The organism is Paenibacillus sp. FSL K6-2393 (genome assembly GCF_038002545.1).
In the GTDB taxonomy this organism is placed as follows: domain Bacteria; phylum Bacillota; class Bacilli; order Paenibacillales; family Paenibacillaceae; genus Paenibacillus.
In genome coordinates, this window is record NZ_JBBOCU010000001.1 from 4173122 (window position 1) to 4187741 (window position 14620).

The following is a 14620-nucleotide window of genomic DNA, read 5'->3' on the forward strand; positions in this document are numbered from 1 at the left end:
AATTCTGTCGTACCATTATGATGCAGTCAGCGGTGATATATGAAAGGTTTCCATACGCAAAATAGTCACATTCCAACAGAATACGAGTTCAAACATTCCAAATGGATTCAAAAAATGCTCCATGCCTACTGGATAGTCATCATTGCACATTTCGCCATTCAGATTGGCTGTTTCCTGTTTCTGGATTATGATCGCACACCTACAGATTTCTTGATGAATGTCCTGTTCTGGCCTACGGCCGTCAGCAGTTCATGCATTTTGTTCGCAAGTTGGGTTGATCGGCGCTTCAGTTCATATTCCTTTTACACCATGTCTATAGCCAGCACGGTTATCGCCTGGACGATTATTCATGTCAATTATGACATTCGGATTATATTAGCGATCTGCCTGTTGCCCATCTTTGCTTCGGTGCTGTTCTTCAGTAAAAAGAGAGTCTGGATTGTCTTTCTGATGCAGATGGCTGGTTACCTTCTGGTTTTGTTCGATCCGGCCTACCGGTTGTACCTGTCTTCATTTGACATGGTATCCATTCCTGCTTTTCTAATCTTAGGTACATATGTAGCACAGGTTATCGTAACTAGCGGCGTTGAGGTGCTCGATGATCTTCAAGCCAGCATGCTTGCCAAGCAGGACCTTATTGTGCGGAATGCCATTATGTCCAAACAGTCCAAAACAGACGGTTTAACCAACCTTTATAATCAAAGCTCCTTCAAGGATTATTATGAAAAAGCATTTGAGTATGCCAACAGTGGCATGAGTCTGCATCTGGCCCTGATCGATATTGATGACTTCAAATCCATTAATGATACGTATGGTCATCGGGTTGGAGACATCATTCTGGAGAAAGTGTCCCTGATCATTCAGGAAACCATTACCTCAAGTGATATTGCAGCACGGTACGGGGGCGAAGAGTTCGCCTTATTGATGTTTGAGCAATCTTTCAAGCAGGCCTATGCCTTGGTGGAACAGATTCGTCAGAAGATTGCCCTGATGGGCCATCTGGAACTTGAAGGAGCTTCCATCACGGTGAGTATCGGTCTCAAAAGCTACAGTCCTAATCTAACCAAAGACAAATTGTTCGAGGAAGTGGATGCCTGTCTGTATGCCGCCAAACGAACAGGTAAAAATAAAACCGTAACATCACTTGATCTGACTTCGTCCTTGGCAGAGAAAATATAAATAAAAAAGTTGTGCTGTACACCGGAATTCCGGTGTACAACACAACTTTTTTTTGGGTCTGAATACGATCAGTAGGCCGATCTTCTTCATATGTCTATGTTTTCATTCCGCCCATTCCCAGCGATGACGATTTTGCTCCAGCCTGGGATGAAGATCACCTGATGGCCCGTCAATGATGAGACGAAGCTCTTTGATCCAATCCTTGAAGGAATCAAATGAAGCAAACATATTCGCCATCTCTATCGTCAAATAAAGAAAGTGAGGGGCTGGATATTCCGCAGTGATATGGCGCAGCGCGCTATCCACAGGTGTATATTTCTTTCTCTTGCCCTCAAGCCCCTCCACACGTATACGTGAAGTCGGATGTTCTCGCCGCCAATCATGAAGGCGATCTTCTCTTTTGTAATATGCCTGTATCGTATCCTTGCTCATTCGCTTAAACGTGCTCTCGTGTAAAGGATACAGCACAAGCTGTATGAATGAACGGGTATCTACCGTTGCAGCGGCGCGCTCGAGTTGCTCATCCGTCACATGTTCAAACGAGTCATAAAAAGTCAGTGTGCCCTTGCGGCTGGCCGTAGGTGGCTCATAACCATAAGGTACAGTTGTATATTTTCCAGACATTTCACCCCTCCTTGTTTATACGCGCATTCGCACAAAGGTGATTGGGATAACCCAGCTAATGTTATTATACGCTAACGATCCTGCTTCAACTCGGAATAAAATGTCATTCTGTTCTTCCCTGCACGTTTGGACTCATACAAAGCTTCGTCCGCCATCCGGATTATCTCACTTGGGTTGTCGCTGTTGGTTGGATATTCAGCTCCTCCAATGCTACATCCAATTCGAATGCGCTCGTATTCGATAATAAACGGCTTGTTCAGACTTTGAATGATGGCTTCTGCATAAGCCATGGCTTCTTCCCTCGGATGATTTCCAACAGATTGAAGTACAATCAGGAATTCATCCCCGCCCAATCGGACTGTTATACCCTTCACCTGACCAAGAGCAGACAATCGCTGGGCCACTTTCTGTAGCAGCACATCTCCAGTCTGATGCCCAAGTGTATCGTTGACCCGTTTGAATCCATCGAGATCCAGATAGAGAAAAGTCAGCGTGTGATTTTCACTTTCGGTCTCCAGAGACTCCTCCAGATACACTTCAAGAGCAGTGCGATTCGGCAGTCTAGTCAACTGATCAAAATGCGCCAGATTCTGCATCACGACCAGCTCTGAGTTTTTATTCATAAGAGAGGTCAGCATATCCCGAAGCGAACGGGACAACACTTCAATCTCCTTAATCCCCTTAATCGCAGGAATCTCAAGCTCTTCCCCTGCACGCAGTCGATTGGCTACTCTGGTAAGACGCACAAGTGGGGCAGAGATCAGACGTGAGACAAACCAGCCAATCAATGCAAATAGCACGGTAACGGCAAGTCCCGCCCACACATTAAACCACATCAGGTCAAACACAGAAGCAAAAGCAGTCGACTTGACTTGACGAATGACTACAGTCCAGCCTAATCCGGGATAATCCAGATGACCCTGGCTGTAGGCAAACCCTGTCACATATTCATTACCGTCAGGCCACTTTTCTATGGACCAACTGCTTTTGTTGCGCTGGGCCTCTTTAATGCCGGGCAATACCAACGGTTTACCGATCCATTCCTTCGGCCCGAGCAGTACTGTATGTTCCTTTTTGCTCACGATAAAGAACTCAATGTCTTTTTCTTCCCTTTTCAATGGGGCGAGCACGGATTCCTCGACTTCCTTCGCCCATTCCCAGCTTAAATGTGCAGCGAGCACACCTTGAATCATTCCTTTGCTATCCTTCAGCGGAAAACTGATATCGACAAATTGCAACGGCTCTCCCGTTGGATTCGGTAGCAGCTTGGCAAGAAGTACTGCATTATGCACATCTCCAATGAATTTACCCTTGATTCCCTCCTGATACACAGGTCGCTCTGATAAATTTTCCCCAAGCAAGATGCCATCCGTGGCTGCTAACACTTTTCCTTTGGGGTCCATGAATCCAACCCATGAGAATGAGGGAAAGCTATCTTGTAACTGATCCAGCAGCATCTGAATCTCATCAGGTTGGAATTCATCTTCCAACGAAGCCATTTGGCCCAGCAGGTCCAGTTCACCCGCGCGAGCGGACATGAATCGATCCAGCTTGTCCGATGCCTGTGATGCCGTTCCTGTAAGCGAGTGACCAATCTCAGTCTCTACAGCAACAAATGACTTTTGGCTAAAAATAGACCCAATCGTCAGGGTAACCAGCAAGGATAACACAGCAAAGATGACTGTAAGCACAGTTCTAATTTTGAATGACATTACTTCCTCCATTACACGGTGAAACCATCTTGCTTTTCAACATAACTATGCTGCAAAGAGTACACGGAATGTCACCTAATCGTTTTCATATTTATCGGAACTTGTGTGTTTTTTTATTATACATGCCCATACAATATTATACTGAAATCTTCACCGTGTTTCTTCCATTCAAAGAATAGACACGATTCTGTATATACATACTTGGGTTATGAATATAGAGAGCAAGCATATCCTTCAAAGGATCATGCGCCTGTATGTCACAGAGAGAGTAATCGAAATACTAAACATTGGGGGTGTAATGTTGAGCCTGCTTCATGTTGCTGTTATTCTGCCTTTTGCCGCTGGCATTCTTCTTGCCATGCTGCATCGTTTCTTCCGTAAATTACATTTGGGATGGCCGGTTCTCCTTGTCCCGGCACTATTATTTGTATACTTTGCGAGTCTAATACCCGCTGTGTCACAGCGCAATACCGTATCCGGAAATATCCCATGGATTCCTTCACTGGACATTGGATTTAACCTGTATCTGGACGGTTTGAGCCTCATGTTGACACTGCTAATCACCGGAATCGGTGTCCTCGTTGTTCTCTACTCCATCTTCTACATGGATATGAAAGAAGCGCTGAACCGTTTCTACCTGTATCTGTTGATGTTCATGGGAGCCATGTTGGGCGTGGTGCTGTCTGATAATATGATCGTGCTCTACGGATTCTGGGAATTGACCAGTATTACGTCATTCCTGTTGATTGCATTCCATTACAAACGTAAAGCCTCGACTTCAGGAGCACAAAAATCATTCCTGATTACGGTATTTGGCGGTTTCGCCATGCTTACCGGATTCATGATGATGTATCTCATTACCGGAACGTTCAGTATTCGTGCAACCATCACAGGATTGGGTCAGTTTCAGGAAAGCGCACTATTCCTACCCGCACTTATCTTGATCCTGATTGGAGCTTTCACCAAGTCAGCTCAGTTCCCGTTCCATATCTGGTTGCCGGATGCCATGGAAGCTCCTACACCTGTCAGTGCCTATCTTCACTCAGCCACCATGGTTAAGGCCGGACTGTACGTTGTAGCCCGCTTTACACCGATCTTCGGTGGACAGGGACTCTGGTTCTGGCTCGTTACTGGCGTTGGTCTTCTGACTTTGTGTTATGGGTCATTCCTGGCGGTGAAAAAAAACGATCTCAAAGCGATTCTTGCCTATTCGACCATCTCTCAACTTGGTCTGATCATGTCCCTCTTAGGGGTTGGATCTGCTGCTCTCTACTTCGGATATGGCGAATCCTCTGCGATGTACACTGTGGCAATAACCGCTGCGCTGCTTCACCTGTTTAATCATGCGACCTTCAAGGCCGCTCTGTTCATGGTCGTAGGAATTGTTGATCATGAAACGGGTACACGTGACATTCGGAAGCTCGGTGGACTTGCTTCATTCATGCCAATTACATTCACCGTGGCATTGATCGGTTCACTTGCCATGGCGGGTATTCCGCCGTTCAACGGATTCCTGAGCAAGGAGTTATTTTTCCAGGCGATGGTGGAAGTCACGAATCTGCGAATCTTTGGACTTGGGTCCTGGAGTGTTCTATTGCCGGTATTCGCTTGGCTTGCAAGTGTGTTTACCCTGATCTATGCGCTTATTATTGTGTTCAAAACATTCCTCGGTCGTAGCCAAAGCGAAATCCCTGCCGAGAAGCTGCACGAAGCGCCCGCTGGCATGCTCATTCCGCCTGTTGTTCTAGGTGTTCTTGTCATTGTATTCGGACTCTTCCCGAATCTGCTGGCCGGATCACTGATTGAACCGGCAATGGCCGCTGTGCTTCCATCCCTCTTGAATGGGAATGAGCGCTTCGATGTACATTTCTCCCTGTGGCATGGATGGACTCCGGAACTGATTATGACGATCGGAGTCGTGATTCTCGGAATCACTCTCTACAAGCTGTTGCCACGATGGAGGAATATTTATGAGCATTATCCACAAGGATTAACAATTAACAATATGTACCACGTCGTGCTGGATAATCTTCAGCATTATGCACGCAAATGGACGGAAGCCTATATGAATGGCTCGGTTCGTAATTATCTCGTTTACATTTTCTCATTCACGGTCGCGTTGCTGGTCTATGCCTTCTTCCGTTCAGGAGAAAATATCACCTGGAATCTGCAGGGCAATGCACCTTACTCATTCTACGAGGTCGTACTGCTAGTCACGCTCATCGGTGCTGCAGTTTCGATTCCTTTTGCCAAGAACAGACTGTCAGCAGTCATTATGACCGGAGCAGTTGGTTACCTTGTAACTCTGCTGTTTGTACTCTTCCGGGCGCCGGATCTGGCGTTGACACAGATGATTGTTGAGACGGTATCCGTTGCACTGTTCCTGCTCTGCTTCTACCATCTGCCTGAGCTTCAACGTGGCAAATCAAGCCGCAGTTATCTCACGGTGAATATGATCGTAGCGATTGCAGTCGGAATTGTGATGACTTTTGTTGCATTGGCCGCAAGCGGAACAGCCTCACTGGACAGCATTTCTACCTTTTTCCTTCAGGAAGCGTATGACTCGGCTGGTGGTAAAAATGTCGTGAACGTGTTGTTGGTAGATTTCCGTGGCTTCGATACGTTATTGGAGATTATGGTGCTTGGCGTTGCTTCGTTATCCATCTACTCCATGATTAATCTGAACCTTGAAGCAAAAGATCTCGGAGCCCGCTTGAAGTTCCGTAAGAAGGACGAGAGTCATGATTCCGAACCTGCTCTGGATGATGAAGCGGACAATACGAAAAAGTATGGTAACCGGGAACGCAGCTCATCCTCGTGGGATACCGTCCCCTTGCAGAGTAATGATGTATTGCTGCAAACGACTACCAAGGTCGTTGTGTTCATCATACTGACGTTTGCCATGCACCTCTTCTTTGCAGGTCACCACAATCCGGGCGGAGGTTTCATCGGCGGCTTGGTAACAGCGGCAGCGCTCGTATTGATTGCCCTGGCATTCAGTACAGATACGATACGCAAAGCGTTACCGGTTGACTTCCGTATTCTAACAGGAATCGGATTGGGTATAGCCTTACTTACGGGTGCGGGTTCATTTATATTCGGAGTCCCGTTCCTCAGCCAAACCTTCGGTTATTTCGAACTTCCTTTGCTGGGAGAGACAGAACTCGCCACAGCCATGCTGTTTGATCTTGGCGTGTATCTCGCTGTCCTGGGTGTCACCATGACCATCATTCTACAGATCGGGGAGGATCGCTGATATGGAAATATTGATGTGTGTAGCCGTTGGCATTCTGTTTGCGGTTGCCGTCTTTTTAATCTTGTCGCGGAGCCTGCTCCGTATCGTACTTGGCATGTCCATACTAACCCATGGCGTGCATCTGCTCTTGATCACTATGTCACGTCTTAAAACCGGGGCACCACCACTGCTTGGGGAGATGGCTGAACGTTATGTCGATCCTCTTCCTCAGGCTTTGATACTAACTTCGATTGTTATTAATTTCGGACTCACTGCGTTCTTCTTTGTTCTCTCCTATCGTTCTTATCTGAAGCTGAGAACAGACGATATGGAAGAAGTAAGGGGGCGCCCATATGAATAATCTCGTCGTTCTGCCCATTCTTTTGCCTTTGATTACAGGTGTTCTGGCTCTGCTATTTTTCCGGAAAACAAATATCCAGCGGATCATTAGTGTCATTGGACTTTTGTTTACAGCAGCGGTCTCAACGATACTCATTACGCGGGTAGCTCAGACTGGAGTTCTAACACTTAATATGGGTGGATGGGCACCTCCCTATGGTATTGTGCTTGTTGCGGACATGGTATCGGCGCTACTTGTCGTTGCCGCTTCCATCATTGCACTGGCGTGTTTGCTGTATGCGTTCCGCAGTGTGAACAAGGAGCGGGAAGAGCACCACTTCTATCCGTTCTTTCATTTTCTGATCGCGGGCGTTAACGGTTCATTCCTAACCGGAGATTTGTTCAATTTGTTTGTCAGCTTTGAACTGATGCTCATCTCTTCCTATGCACTAATCGTATTGGGAGGCACGGAAAGACAGCTTCGGGAAACGATCAAATATGTCTTGATTAACATCGTTTCTTCAGCTCTTTTTGTCGCTTCCATCGGCTTCCTCTACTCCATAACTGGCACACTGAACATGGCAGATTTGTCCGTCAAAATTGCTGAGGTGGGACAGAGCGGAGTCATTACCTTAATTGCTGTTCTCTTTCTGATCGTATTTAGCATTAAGGCCGGGCTGTTCCTGTTCTTCTGGCTTTCGGGCTCTTATGCGGCACCACCTGCTGTCGTCACTGCATTGTTCGCAGGATTACTCACCAAGGTTGGCTTGTACGCGATTGTGCGAACATTCACACTGATCTTCTATCATGATCCGGATTTCTTCCATGCACTGATCGGATGGATGGCTGGTGCAACGATGGTCCTTGGTGTCATCGGTGCGATCTCATACCGCGATGTAAACAAGATTCTCATCTACAACGTGGTCGCAGGTGTGGGGTTTGTAGCTTTTGGTATGGCCGCGGCCAGTCGCCCTGCACTGGAAGGTCTGCTCTTCTATATGCTGCATGATATGTTAATCAAAACTTTGCTCTTCCTGCTCGGGGGTGCTTTGATCGCTGTTGCCGGAACATCCAAACTCGATAACATGGGCGGGCTGATCCATCGCTATCCGCTGCTCGGCTGGATGTTCTTCATCAGCGCACTTGCCTTGGCAGGTTTGCCGCCATTTAGTGGATTTCCAGGGAAGTTGCTTCTCTTTGAAGGCGGCTTGCAGGCAGGCTTGTATGGTCTTACCGGCATTGCGGTGCTTTCGAGCTTGTTGATGTTATATTCGGTACTGCGTATCTTCATACAAGCGTTCTGGGGCGAACCGCCTTCCGGGGTTACAAGACGCCCTTACGCGGTGAACGGCCTGCTGATTCCTGCCGGAATTCTGTTTGTATTCATCATCGTAATGGGTGTGGGGGCTGAAGGCATGTTCCAATTGACCTCCCGCGCAGGCGATATTCTACTGCATCCCAATATTTATATTGATGCCGTATTGAAGGAGTAGATGTCTATGGCCTTTCAGATTGTACTGAATCTTATCATTGCTTTTGTATGGATGTTTCTGAACAACGCCTGGAATGGTGTTGGTTTTCTCATAGGTTACCTGCTCGGACTGCTTCTCATCGGGGGGATGCGCAGATTCTTCCCCCAGCGCTTTTATATTGTGCGAGTCTGGGCCATCTTCAAACTGATTACACTGCTGTTCAAGGAACTGGTGCGAGCCAGCATTGAGGTTATACGCCAGATTATCAAGCCCAAGCTAGATATAAGGCCCGGTATTTTTACGTATAAAACTCAATTGTCCTCGGATTGGGAGGTTACTCTGCTCTGCTTACTCATCTCATTGACACCAGGTTCTCTTCCGCTTGAGATCTCGGGTAATCAACGCAAACTGTTTATTCACGCACTGGATATCAAGGATGAACAGAAAATGAGAGATGATATCCAAAATACATTCGAAAAAGCAATTATGGAGGTGACGCGTTAATGTTATCCTCACTGTTGTTCATCTCATTGCTCATTCTCTCCTTAGCCATTCTGGGTTGCTTGTACAGGGTGCTGCGGGGACCATCCATGGCTGATCGGATCACGGCACTGGATACCATCGGTATCAATGTGATTGCCATCGTTGCCGTTCTGTCGATGATGCTGCAAACCCAGGCCTATCTGGATATTATCTTACTGATTGGCATTTTGGCTTTTCTAAGTACAGTGGCATTTGCACGTTATATTGAACGGGGGGCGGTATTCAAAAATGATGGAGATCGTTAAAGTAGCCGCTGAAACCGCTATAGGTCTACTCGTACTGCTCGGTGCACTACTCAGTGCACTCAGTGCATTCGGACTTATTCGTCTGCCTGATGTATATCTACGTGCCCATGCCGCAACCAAAAGTATGACGCTTGGTGTGTTCTGTGTATTAAGCGCTACATTTTTCTACTTCTGGTATTTCGATAACTATATCAGTGCCCGCTTGTTGTTAGGTATCCTGTTTGTATTTATCACGGCTCCGGTCGCCGGACATCTGAACGGACGGGCCGCCTATCGCACAGATGTACCACTGTGGGAGCAGAGCGTGCAAGATGAACTGGAACCCTTGTTAAAAGGGAAAAAAGTGAACCATGAAGCCAAGGATATGATGGAGTAATCCCCAGCCTAGGCATAACGAATACCCCCGAGGATCAGCCGCTCGTTTCGCGGTATGTTCCCGGGGGTATTTTTTTATTTTTCATACACGGATCATATCAAGCACTGATTATGCAGACAGATTAAGTAGTAAAGTCAGAATCCATTCAGTCCCTGTCTTCTCAGATCCGCAGCCACAATACGTGCAAGCTCCGCAGCCCCTTGACGATTCGGATGCAGACTATCCCCTGTCATATACAGACCAAGTGTTGCCGCTGGACCAATGGACGTGAAATAGGCAGAACTTAACTTATTCAGTTCAACCAGGGTGACTCCCTCTTCCTGAGCGAGTGCACGTGTGGATTGATTGTACCAGCGGTTCTCCGCTTGATGTACATTGGCTGTATTAAAGTCTGTTGCCCGGCCCTGAGGCGTGGAGAGGATAACCGTTGCTCCTTTATTCTTCGCCTGACGTACCATATCCCGCATAATCTCCTTGAACTGCGCCTCCGTTGTATTGTTCTTGGCATTAGTATCGTTAATTCCGAATTGCAAAATAAAATAATCTCCCGGCTTGATATACTTCAGAATCGCTTCCATCTGACCATCATCGCGGAAACCTCTCGCAAATTGACCACTTGACGCCATATTTCGAACCTGGAAGGTAGCATTGTTCACATAAGACGGAAACAGCTGTCCCCAACCTCCTTGTACACTGCTACCCAGCGGATAGTAATTGCTAACTGTTGAATCACCACCAATGTAGATTGTGCGGTTGGTAACGGTCTGATTGGATAACTTTCGGATTTCGAGTGCACTAAGTGTGAAGGCGGTGCCTGTCTTTCCTTCCGTAATGAGCAAATTTAATTGCCCGTCTGTTATCGGAATTTGAAATTTATCCGTCGCCCCGTTACCCGTCATATTGATGATCTGGTATACACCTTCTGCCGCTACACTCGCTCTGGCTGTATTGCCCAGGACCACTTTAACTTCATATAGTCCATTGGACAGATTCACATTGAAGGTATTGGTGCTCTTAGTGCCGTAAGTCAGAAACTGGACAGCGTCGCTCATCACTCCGCTTCCGGAGGCAGACACATTTCGCATATTGGCAGGTGTATTGAACCCATATCCTTTGGTCGCAGTATAGGCATCTCCTGCGGACACACCTGTGTAACCGCTCTCAACAGCACCCGAACCAAAATCAAATCTGTAATTGTCCGTTGCCGCTTCGGCGACTTGCCCTACACTGCTTCCCAGACCAATGCCCATCGTACTTGCAAACAGAACAAGACAGAGCAGAAACTTTACCGATGTTGACCATTTCATCACTGAATTCTCCTCTCGAATCAGAATTAACTCGGTGCACGATCCACAACTTCACAGAACTTGATCAAGCCAGTCGTAGGCCTTCGCTCCGCTAATCTCATGTCCACCTGTAAAGAAATCCGCATCCAATGATTCTGATGCTCCCGCCTGCTCATATATGTGTGTCAAACGCGCATACGCCTCTCTCGCTGCATGGATCGGGAACACCTGGTCATCACTTCCGGCTTCAATAAAGAGTGGTCTAGGCACAATCAGGCCAATGAGATCCGGCAACTCCGCTTCACGCAGGATACCTGGCACATAGTTGTCGAGACAATGGTTCCGGTCCAGTATGCTGCCCTGGAATGTATTTGCATAACCACTTACTACAGCTGCACGGAACCGTTCATCCAATGCGGCTGTAAATGCGGTCACCAGACCGCCGCCCGAGATGCCCATGCTTCCAATTCGCTCCGAGTCCACTTCAGGTCGAGTTGATATATAATCCAGTACTCGTGTTGTTTCATATACCCGATGCCCGGCGAGAGTTTTCCCCACCATAAGCAGATGCGCGGCAATCTTCGTACAGGAACTTACCCCCGGTGGCGAATCGCGGTCTTCTTCCAGTCTTCGATCACCAAACCCGAGCAGCTCTGGAGCCGCAACCACATATCCACGCTTCACAAGAGCTACTGCAAAGTCCTTGTGTAATCCGGGCTCTCCTGTCCGCGGTGACCCATCCGGTTCCATACCCGATATCTCTCGGCTACCGTAGCCATGCCCATGACAAGCAATGATAGCAGGTCTCTTAGTATCGGTAACGTTACCCTCACCTGGAATTAATAAATACACAGGCATGCGAAGTCCTGCATAGGTTGTGATTTCAATCCGCTCCCGAATATATCCGTCACATGTAATGCGCTCCAGTAAGACAGGATTCAGTGCTGCACCCATTGTTGGAACCCCCCCCAGCCGTTCTTTCACGCGGGTACGTAACTGACTGCGCCATAATTCCAGGGGTTGATCTGCATGATACGCGGAACGACCACGGAGATTCGTTTGTTGTTGTAGATAGGCTTCAATATCCGACATGGGCCTGTGTCCCTCCTGTTTTTCATAGGTTAACGTAGATGAAATACTATCTTATGGAATTAATCCCATCCATTATAGAACATCTAGGTCAGCCATGAATTGAACATGTTTGCCTGTTTTGAATGGAATCACACGATTTCTAGCCAAAAAGGATATCTCCAACCTGAAGACAGGTTACGGAAATACCCTTCATTTTATCTGACCTGGCAGCCACCAGTTCCACCTGCCCATTAATTTCATGAGCGCAGGTACCAGTATTAGACGAATCAACGTAACATCAATCAACACCGCTGCCGTGATTCCGATCCCTAACTGCCTCACACCTGCGACTTCAGCAAAAGCAAACGGCACGGTCACCGCAAGCAGAATTGCCGCTGCGGAGGTAACCAGACGGCCTGTAGAAGCCAATCCCTGTTGGACAGCCACATCACTGTCTCCGGTTCGTCTATACACTTCCTGAATACGGCTCAGCATAAACACACCATAATCCATGGATATGCCAAACACCAATCCTGCAATGAATACAGGAATCATAATGGCAATGGCTGACGACTCCATACCCAGATGTCCTTCATTGAACACCCACACCAATATGCCAAATGAAGCGGCTAAGCTGAGCAGATTCATCACAATTGCCTTGATTGGAATGAGCATCGATCGGAATGCCGCCAGTAACACAAGATAATTGGTGACCACTACAAATACCAGCACTTTGGGCAGTTGACTTGTGACTTCCTGCATTATTTCATACTGCTTGGCAGCTTCCCCACCATAACGTATTTTTACGTTGTTGAAACCTGGTGCATGATCGCTATTCCTCATTCGTTCAAGCCAGTCTGCAACCTGTTCCGAACCAGGCCCCCCGTGCACGGTGGCTATCAATCGTATGGAATGCTCAGAGACCGTTGAACGCAGCCATGCCGTCCTTGTTGACTGTTTGCCTTCTATGGAAGGAGTGAGCGACGACGGTGGGATCCGAAAAAGACTTTGCGAGCCAGTTTGATTCGGCTGTAATAGGCCCCATGGTGAAACAATGCTCAATACGTCTGAGTCCTGCAGTAGTTGACGGGCTTTGTTGTGGGCCATCTGCCAGTGTGAGGCAGTCAACCGTTCCTGCTGTCCGCCAATCAGAATCTCGATAGCGGAGTTGTCCTTTTGCCCCAGATCATATTGCAACTGCTCTGCTGCCTGGCGGGACTCCATTCTCTCTGGCAGTGAAGAAGCATCCGGGACAGACAGTTCCAACCGGGTCACTGGATAGACGCACAGAAGCAGCACAACGGTACCTCCAATGGCCATACTGACTGGTCGTTTCATGACCATTGCTGACCATCTATGCCAGACCGAGCTTCTGGGTAACCAATGGACTAACTTTCGCCTGAAGACCCGATCCGCAGACAGTGACAGCAGAGCTGGCAGCAGCGTAACATTTAACAGTAGCGATAGGAGCAGAACAATAATAGCCCCCAAGGAGACACTCAGAAACATCGGCAGTCTGATCCAGAGCAGACCCAGCAGCCCAAGGAGCACGCAAGCCGCCGAGAACAACACCGCTCTGCCTGCTGTACGTAATGTTCGCTGAAGAATCTCGCTCCGCAAAACCTCGCTCTGCATATCCAGGCTGCTGCCCGTAACGTTAGCTTTGCCTTCATCTTCATACACCCGCTGAAGTTCTTCCCTGTACCTGCTCAGGATGATCAGGGCAAAGTCTGTGCTCAGTGCCATGCCCACCATGGGAATCACATTAATGATAAAGTTGGACAATTCCAGATGATAACCAAGGAGTGACGTGACTCCCATAGCGGTAATCACAGCACTGATCCCCATCATGACAGCAATCAACGCGGCATATAGCCCCCTGAATGCAAAACACAAAACGATCAGGGCAATCGGCAGTCCCACCATCTCTGCCCGTTCCAGATCACGAAAGCTCAGATGATTGACATCCTGCTGGACGACTACCTTTCCCGTCAATTGCACCGTACCTGGACCGTCTGTTGCCAGCACGGCGCGCAACTGCTCCAGTGGGGGACCCATCTGATGCGGGGGCACATCCATTTTCACAAGGGCATATGCCCTATGGTCTTGAAACGTCACCCTTTCTCCAGCATCCAAAGGGGACGTGATAGATGTTACCTCAGGCAACACTTGAACCTGTGTCAAACGATCCTTGATCCACTGCCGGAACTGTAAAGGCGAGGTATTTTCCTTTTTCTCAAAAACCAGAATAACCGGATCAGCAGGAGAACCGAATTCGTCCTCCAGAACAGCTTCAACTGCTTGAGCATCGCCGTGAACCCGTTTTAATCCGTGATCTTGAACAATATCAGGTAACTTATATGCCCAGACCGCTGACATCCCGATGATAAATACCCAGCAGAGAATAATGAACCGCGGATATCGGCTGATGAAGGCAGCAAGTCTGCGATAACCCATACCTAAGCTCCTCTGCGATCAGATTAGTCATTCGATTATGTTCATCGGTAAGATCATAAGCACATTCATACACTTGCGGTG

General features: G+C 47.8%; 12 protein-coding genes. 7 read left to right on the forward strand and 5 right to left on the reverse strand.

From position 1 onward, the window contains the following. The first annotated feature begins 39 nt into the window (after positions 1–39). A complete protein-coding gene (locus tag MHI14_RS18185; protein WP_091031356.1) occupies positions 40–1179 on the forward strand; it encodes a GGDEF domain-containing protein in 1140 nt (379 codons plus the stop codon). A 102-nt stretch (positions 1180–1281) separates the two neighbouring features. Here MHI14_RS18185 and MHI14_RS18190 read toward each other — a convergent pair whose 3' ends face one another. Together MHI14_RS18190 and MHI14_RS18195 are read right to left on the reverse strand one after the other, a co-directional pair. After that, complete coding sequence (locus MHI14_RS18190; protein WP_341130959.1) at positions 1282–1803, reverse strand: hypothetical protein; 522 nt, start codon at positions 1801–1803, stop codon at positions 1282–1284. Between the two features lie 71 nt (positions 1804–1874). Continuing rightward, positions 1875–3515 (reverse strand): sensor domain-containing diguanylate cyclase, encoded by a 1641-nt coding sequence (locus MHI14_RS18195; RefSeq protein ID WP_091031360.1) that lies wholly within the window; start codon positions 3513–3515, stop codon positions 1875–1877. Positions 3516–3816: 301 nt separating this feature from the next. Here MHI14_RS18195 and MHI14_RS18200 point away from each other — a divergent pair, with 301 nt between their 5' ends. Genes MHI14_RS18200 through mnhG form a run of 6 tightly spaced genes read left to right on the forward strand, consistent with a single transcriptional unit; the run spans position 3817 to position 9725 of the window. Next, entirely contained in the window at positions 3817–6771 is a 2955-nt protein-coding gene (locus MHI14_RS18200; RefSeq protein WP_091034942.1) for a Na+/H+ antiporter subunit A, read from the forward strand. A 1-nt stretch (position 6772) separates the two neighbouring features. Further along, positions 6773–7111, forward strand: coding sequence for a Na(+)/H(+) antiporter subunit C (locus MHI14_RS18205; protein WP_036608715.1), 339 nt, complete (start codon positions 6773–6775; stop codon positions 7109–7111). Continuing rightward, complete coding sequence (locus MHI14_RS18210) at positions 7104–8582, forward strand: Na+/H+ antiporter subunit D (RefSeq protein WP_341130960.1); 1479 nt, start codon at positions 7104–7106, stop codon at positions 8580–8582. Before MHI14_RS18205 ends, MHI14_RS18210 begins: the two co-directional genes overlap by 8 nt. A 6-nt stretch (positions 8583–8588) precedes the next feature. Continuing rightward, positions 8589–9065 (forward strand): Na+/H+ antiporter subunit E, encoded by a 477-nt coding sequence (locus tag MHI14_RS18215; protein WP_036608718.1) that lies wholly within the window; start codon positions 8589–8591, stop codon positions 9063–9065. After that, positions 9065–9349 (forward strand): Na(+)/H(+) antiporter subunit F1, encoded by a 285-nt coding sequence (locus tag MHI14_RS18220; RefSeq protein ID WP_017688855.1) that lies wholly within the window; start codon positions 9065–9067, stop codon positions 9347–9349. Before MHI14_RS18215 ends, MHI14_RS18220 begins: the two co-directional genes overlap by 1 nt. Further along, positions 9333–9725 carry a monovalent cation/H(+) antiporter subunit G gene (gene mnhG / locus MHI14_RS18225; RefSeq protein WP_017688856.1) on the forward strand — a complete coding sequence of 131 codons (393 nt, stop codon included), beginning with the start codon at positions 9333–9335 and terminating at the stop codon, positions 9723–9725. The genes MHI14_RS18220 and mnhG overlap by 17 nt, the downstream gene beginning before the upstream one ends. A gap of 134 nt (positions 9726–9859) precedes the next feature. Here the strand turns inward: mnhG and MHI14_RS18230 are convergent, their stop codons facing one another. The 3 genes from MHI14_RS18230 to MHI14_RS18240 form a co-directional block, all read right to left on the reverse strand. Continuing rightward, a complete protein-coding gene (locus tag MHI14_RS18230; RefSeq protein ID WP_341131721.1) occupies positions 9860–10975 on the reverse strand; it encodes a rhamnogalacturonan acetylesterase in 1116 nt (371 codons plus the stop codon). A gap of 108 nt (positions 10976–11083) precedes the next feature. Continuing rightward, positions 11084–12103 (reverse strand): dienelactone hydrolase family protein, encoded by a 1020-nt coding sequence (locus tag MHI14_RS18235; protein WP_133384497.1) that lies wholly within the window; start codon positions 12101–12103, stop codon positions 11084–11086. Positions 12104–12292: 189 nt separating this feature from the next. After that, on the reverse strand, positions 12293–14539 hold the full coding sequence (locus MHI14_RS18240; RefSeq protein ID WP_339309234.1) for an MMPL family transporter: 2247 nt from the start codon (positions 14537–14539) through the stop codon (positions 12293–12295). Positions 14540–14620: the final 81 nt, after the last annotated feature.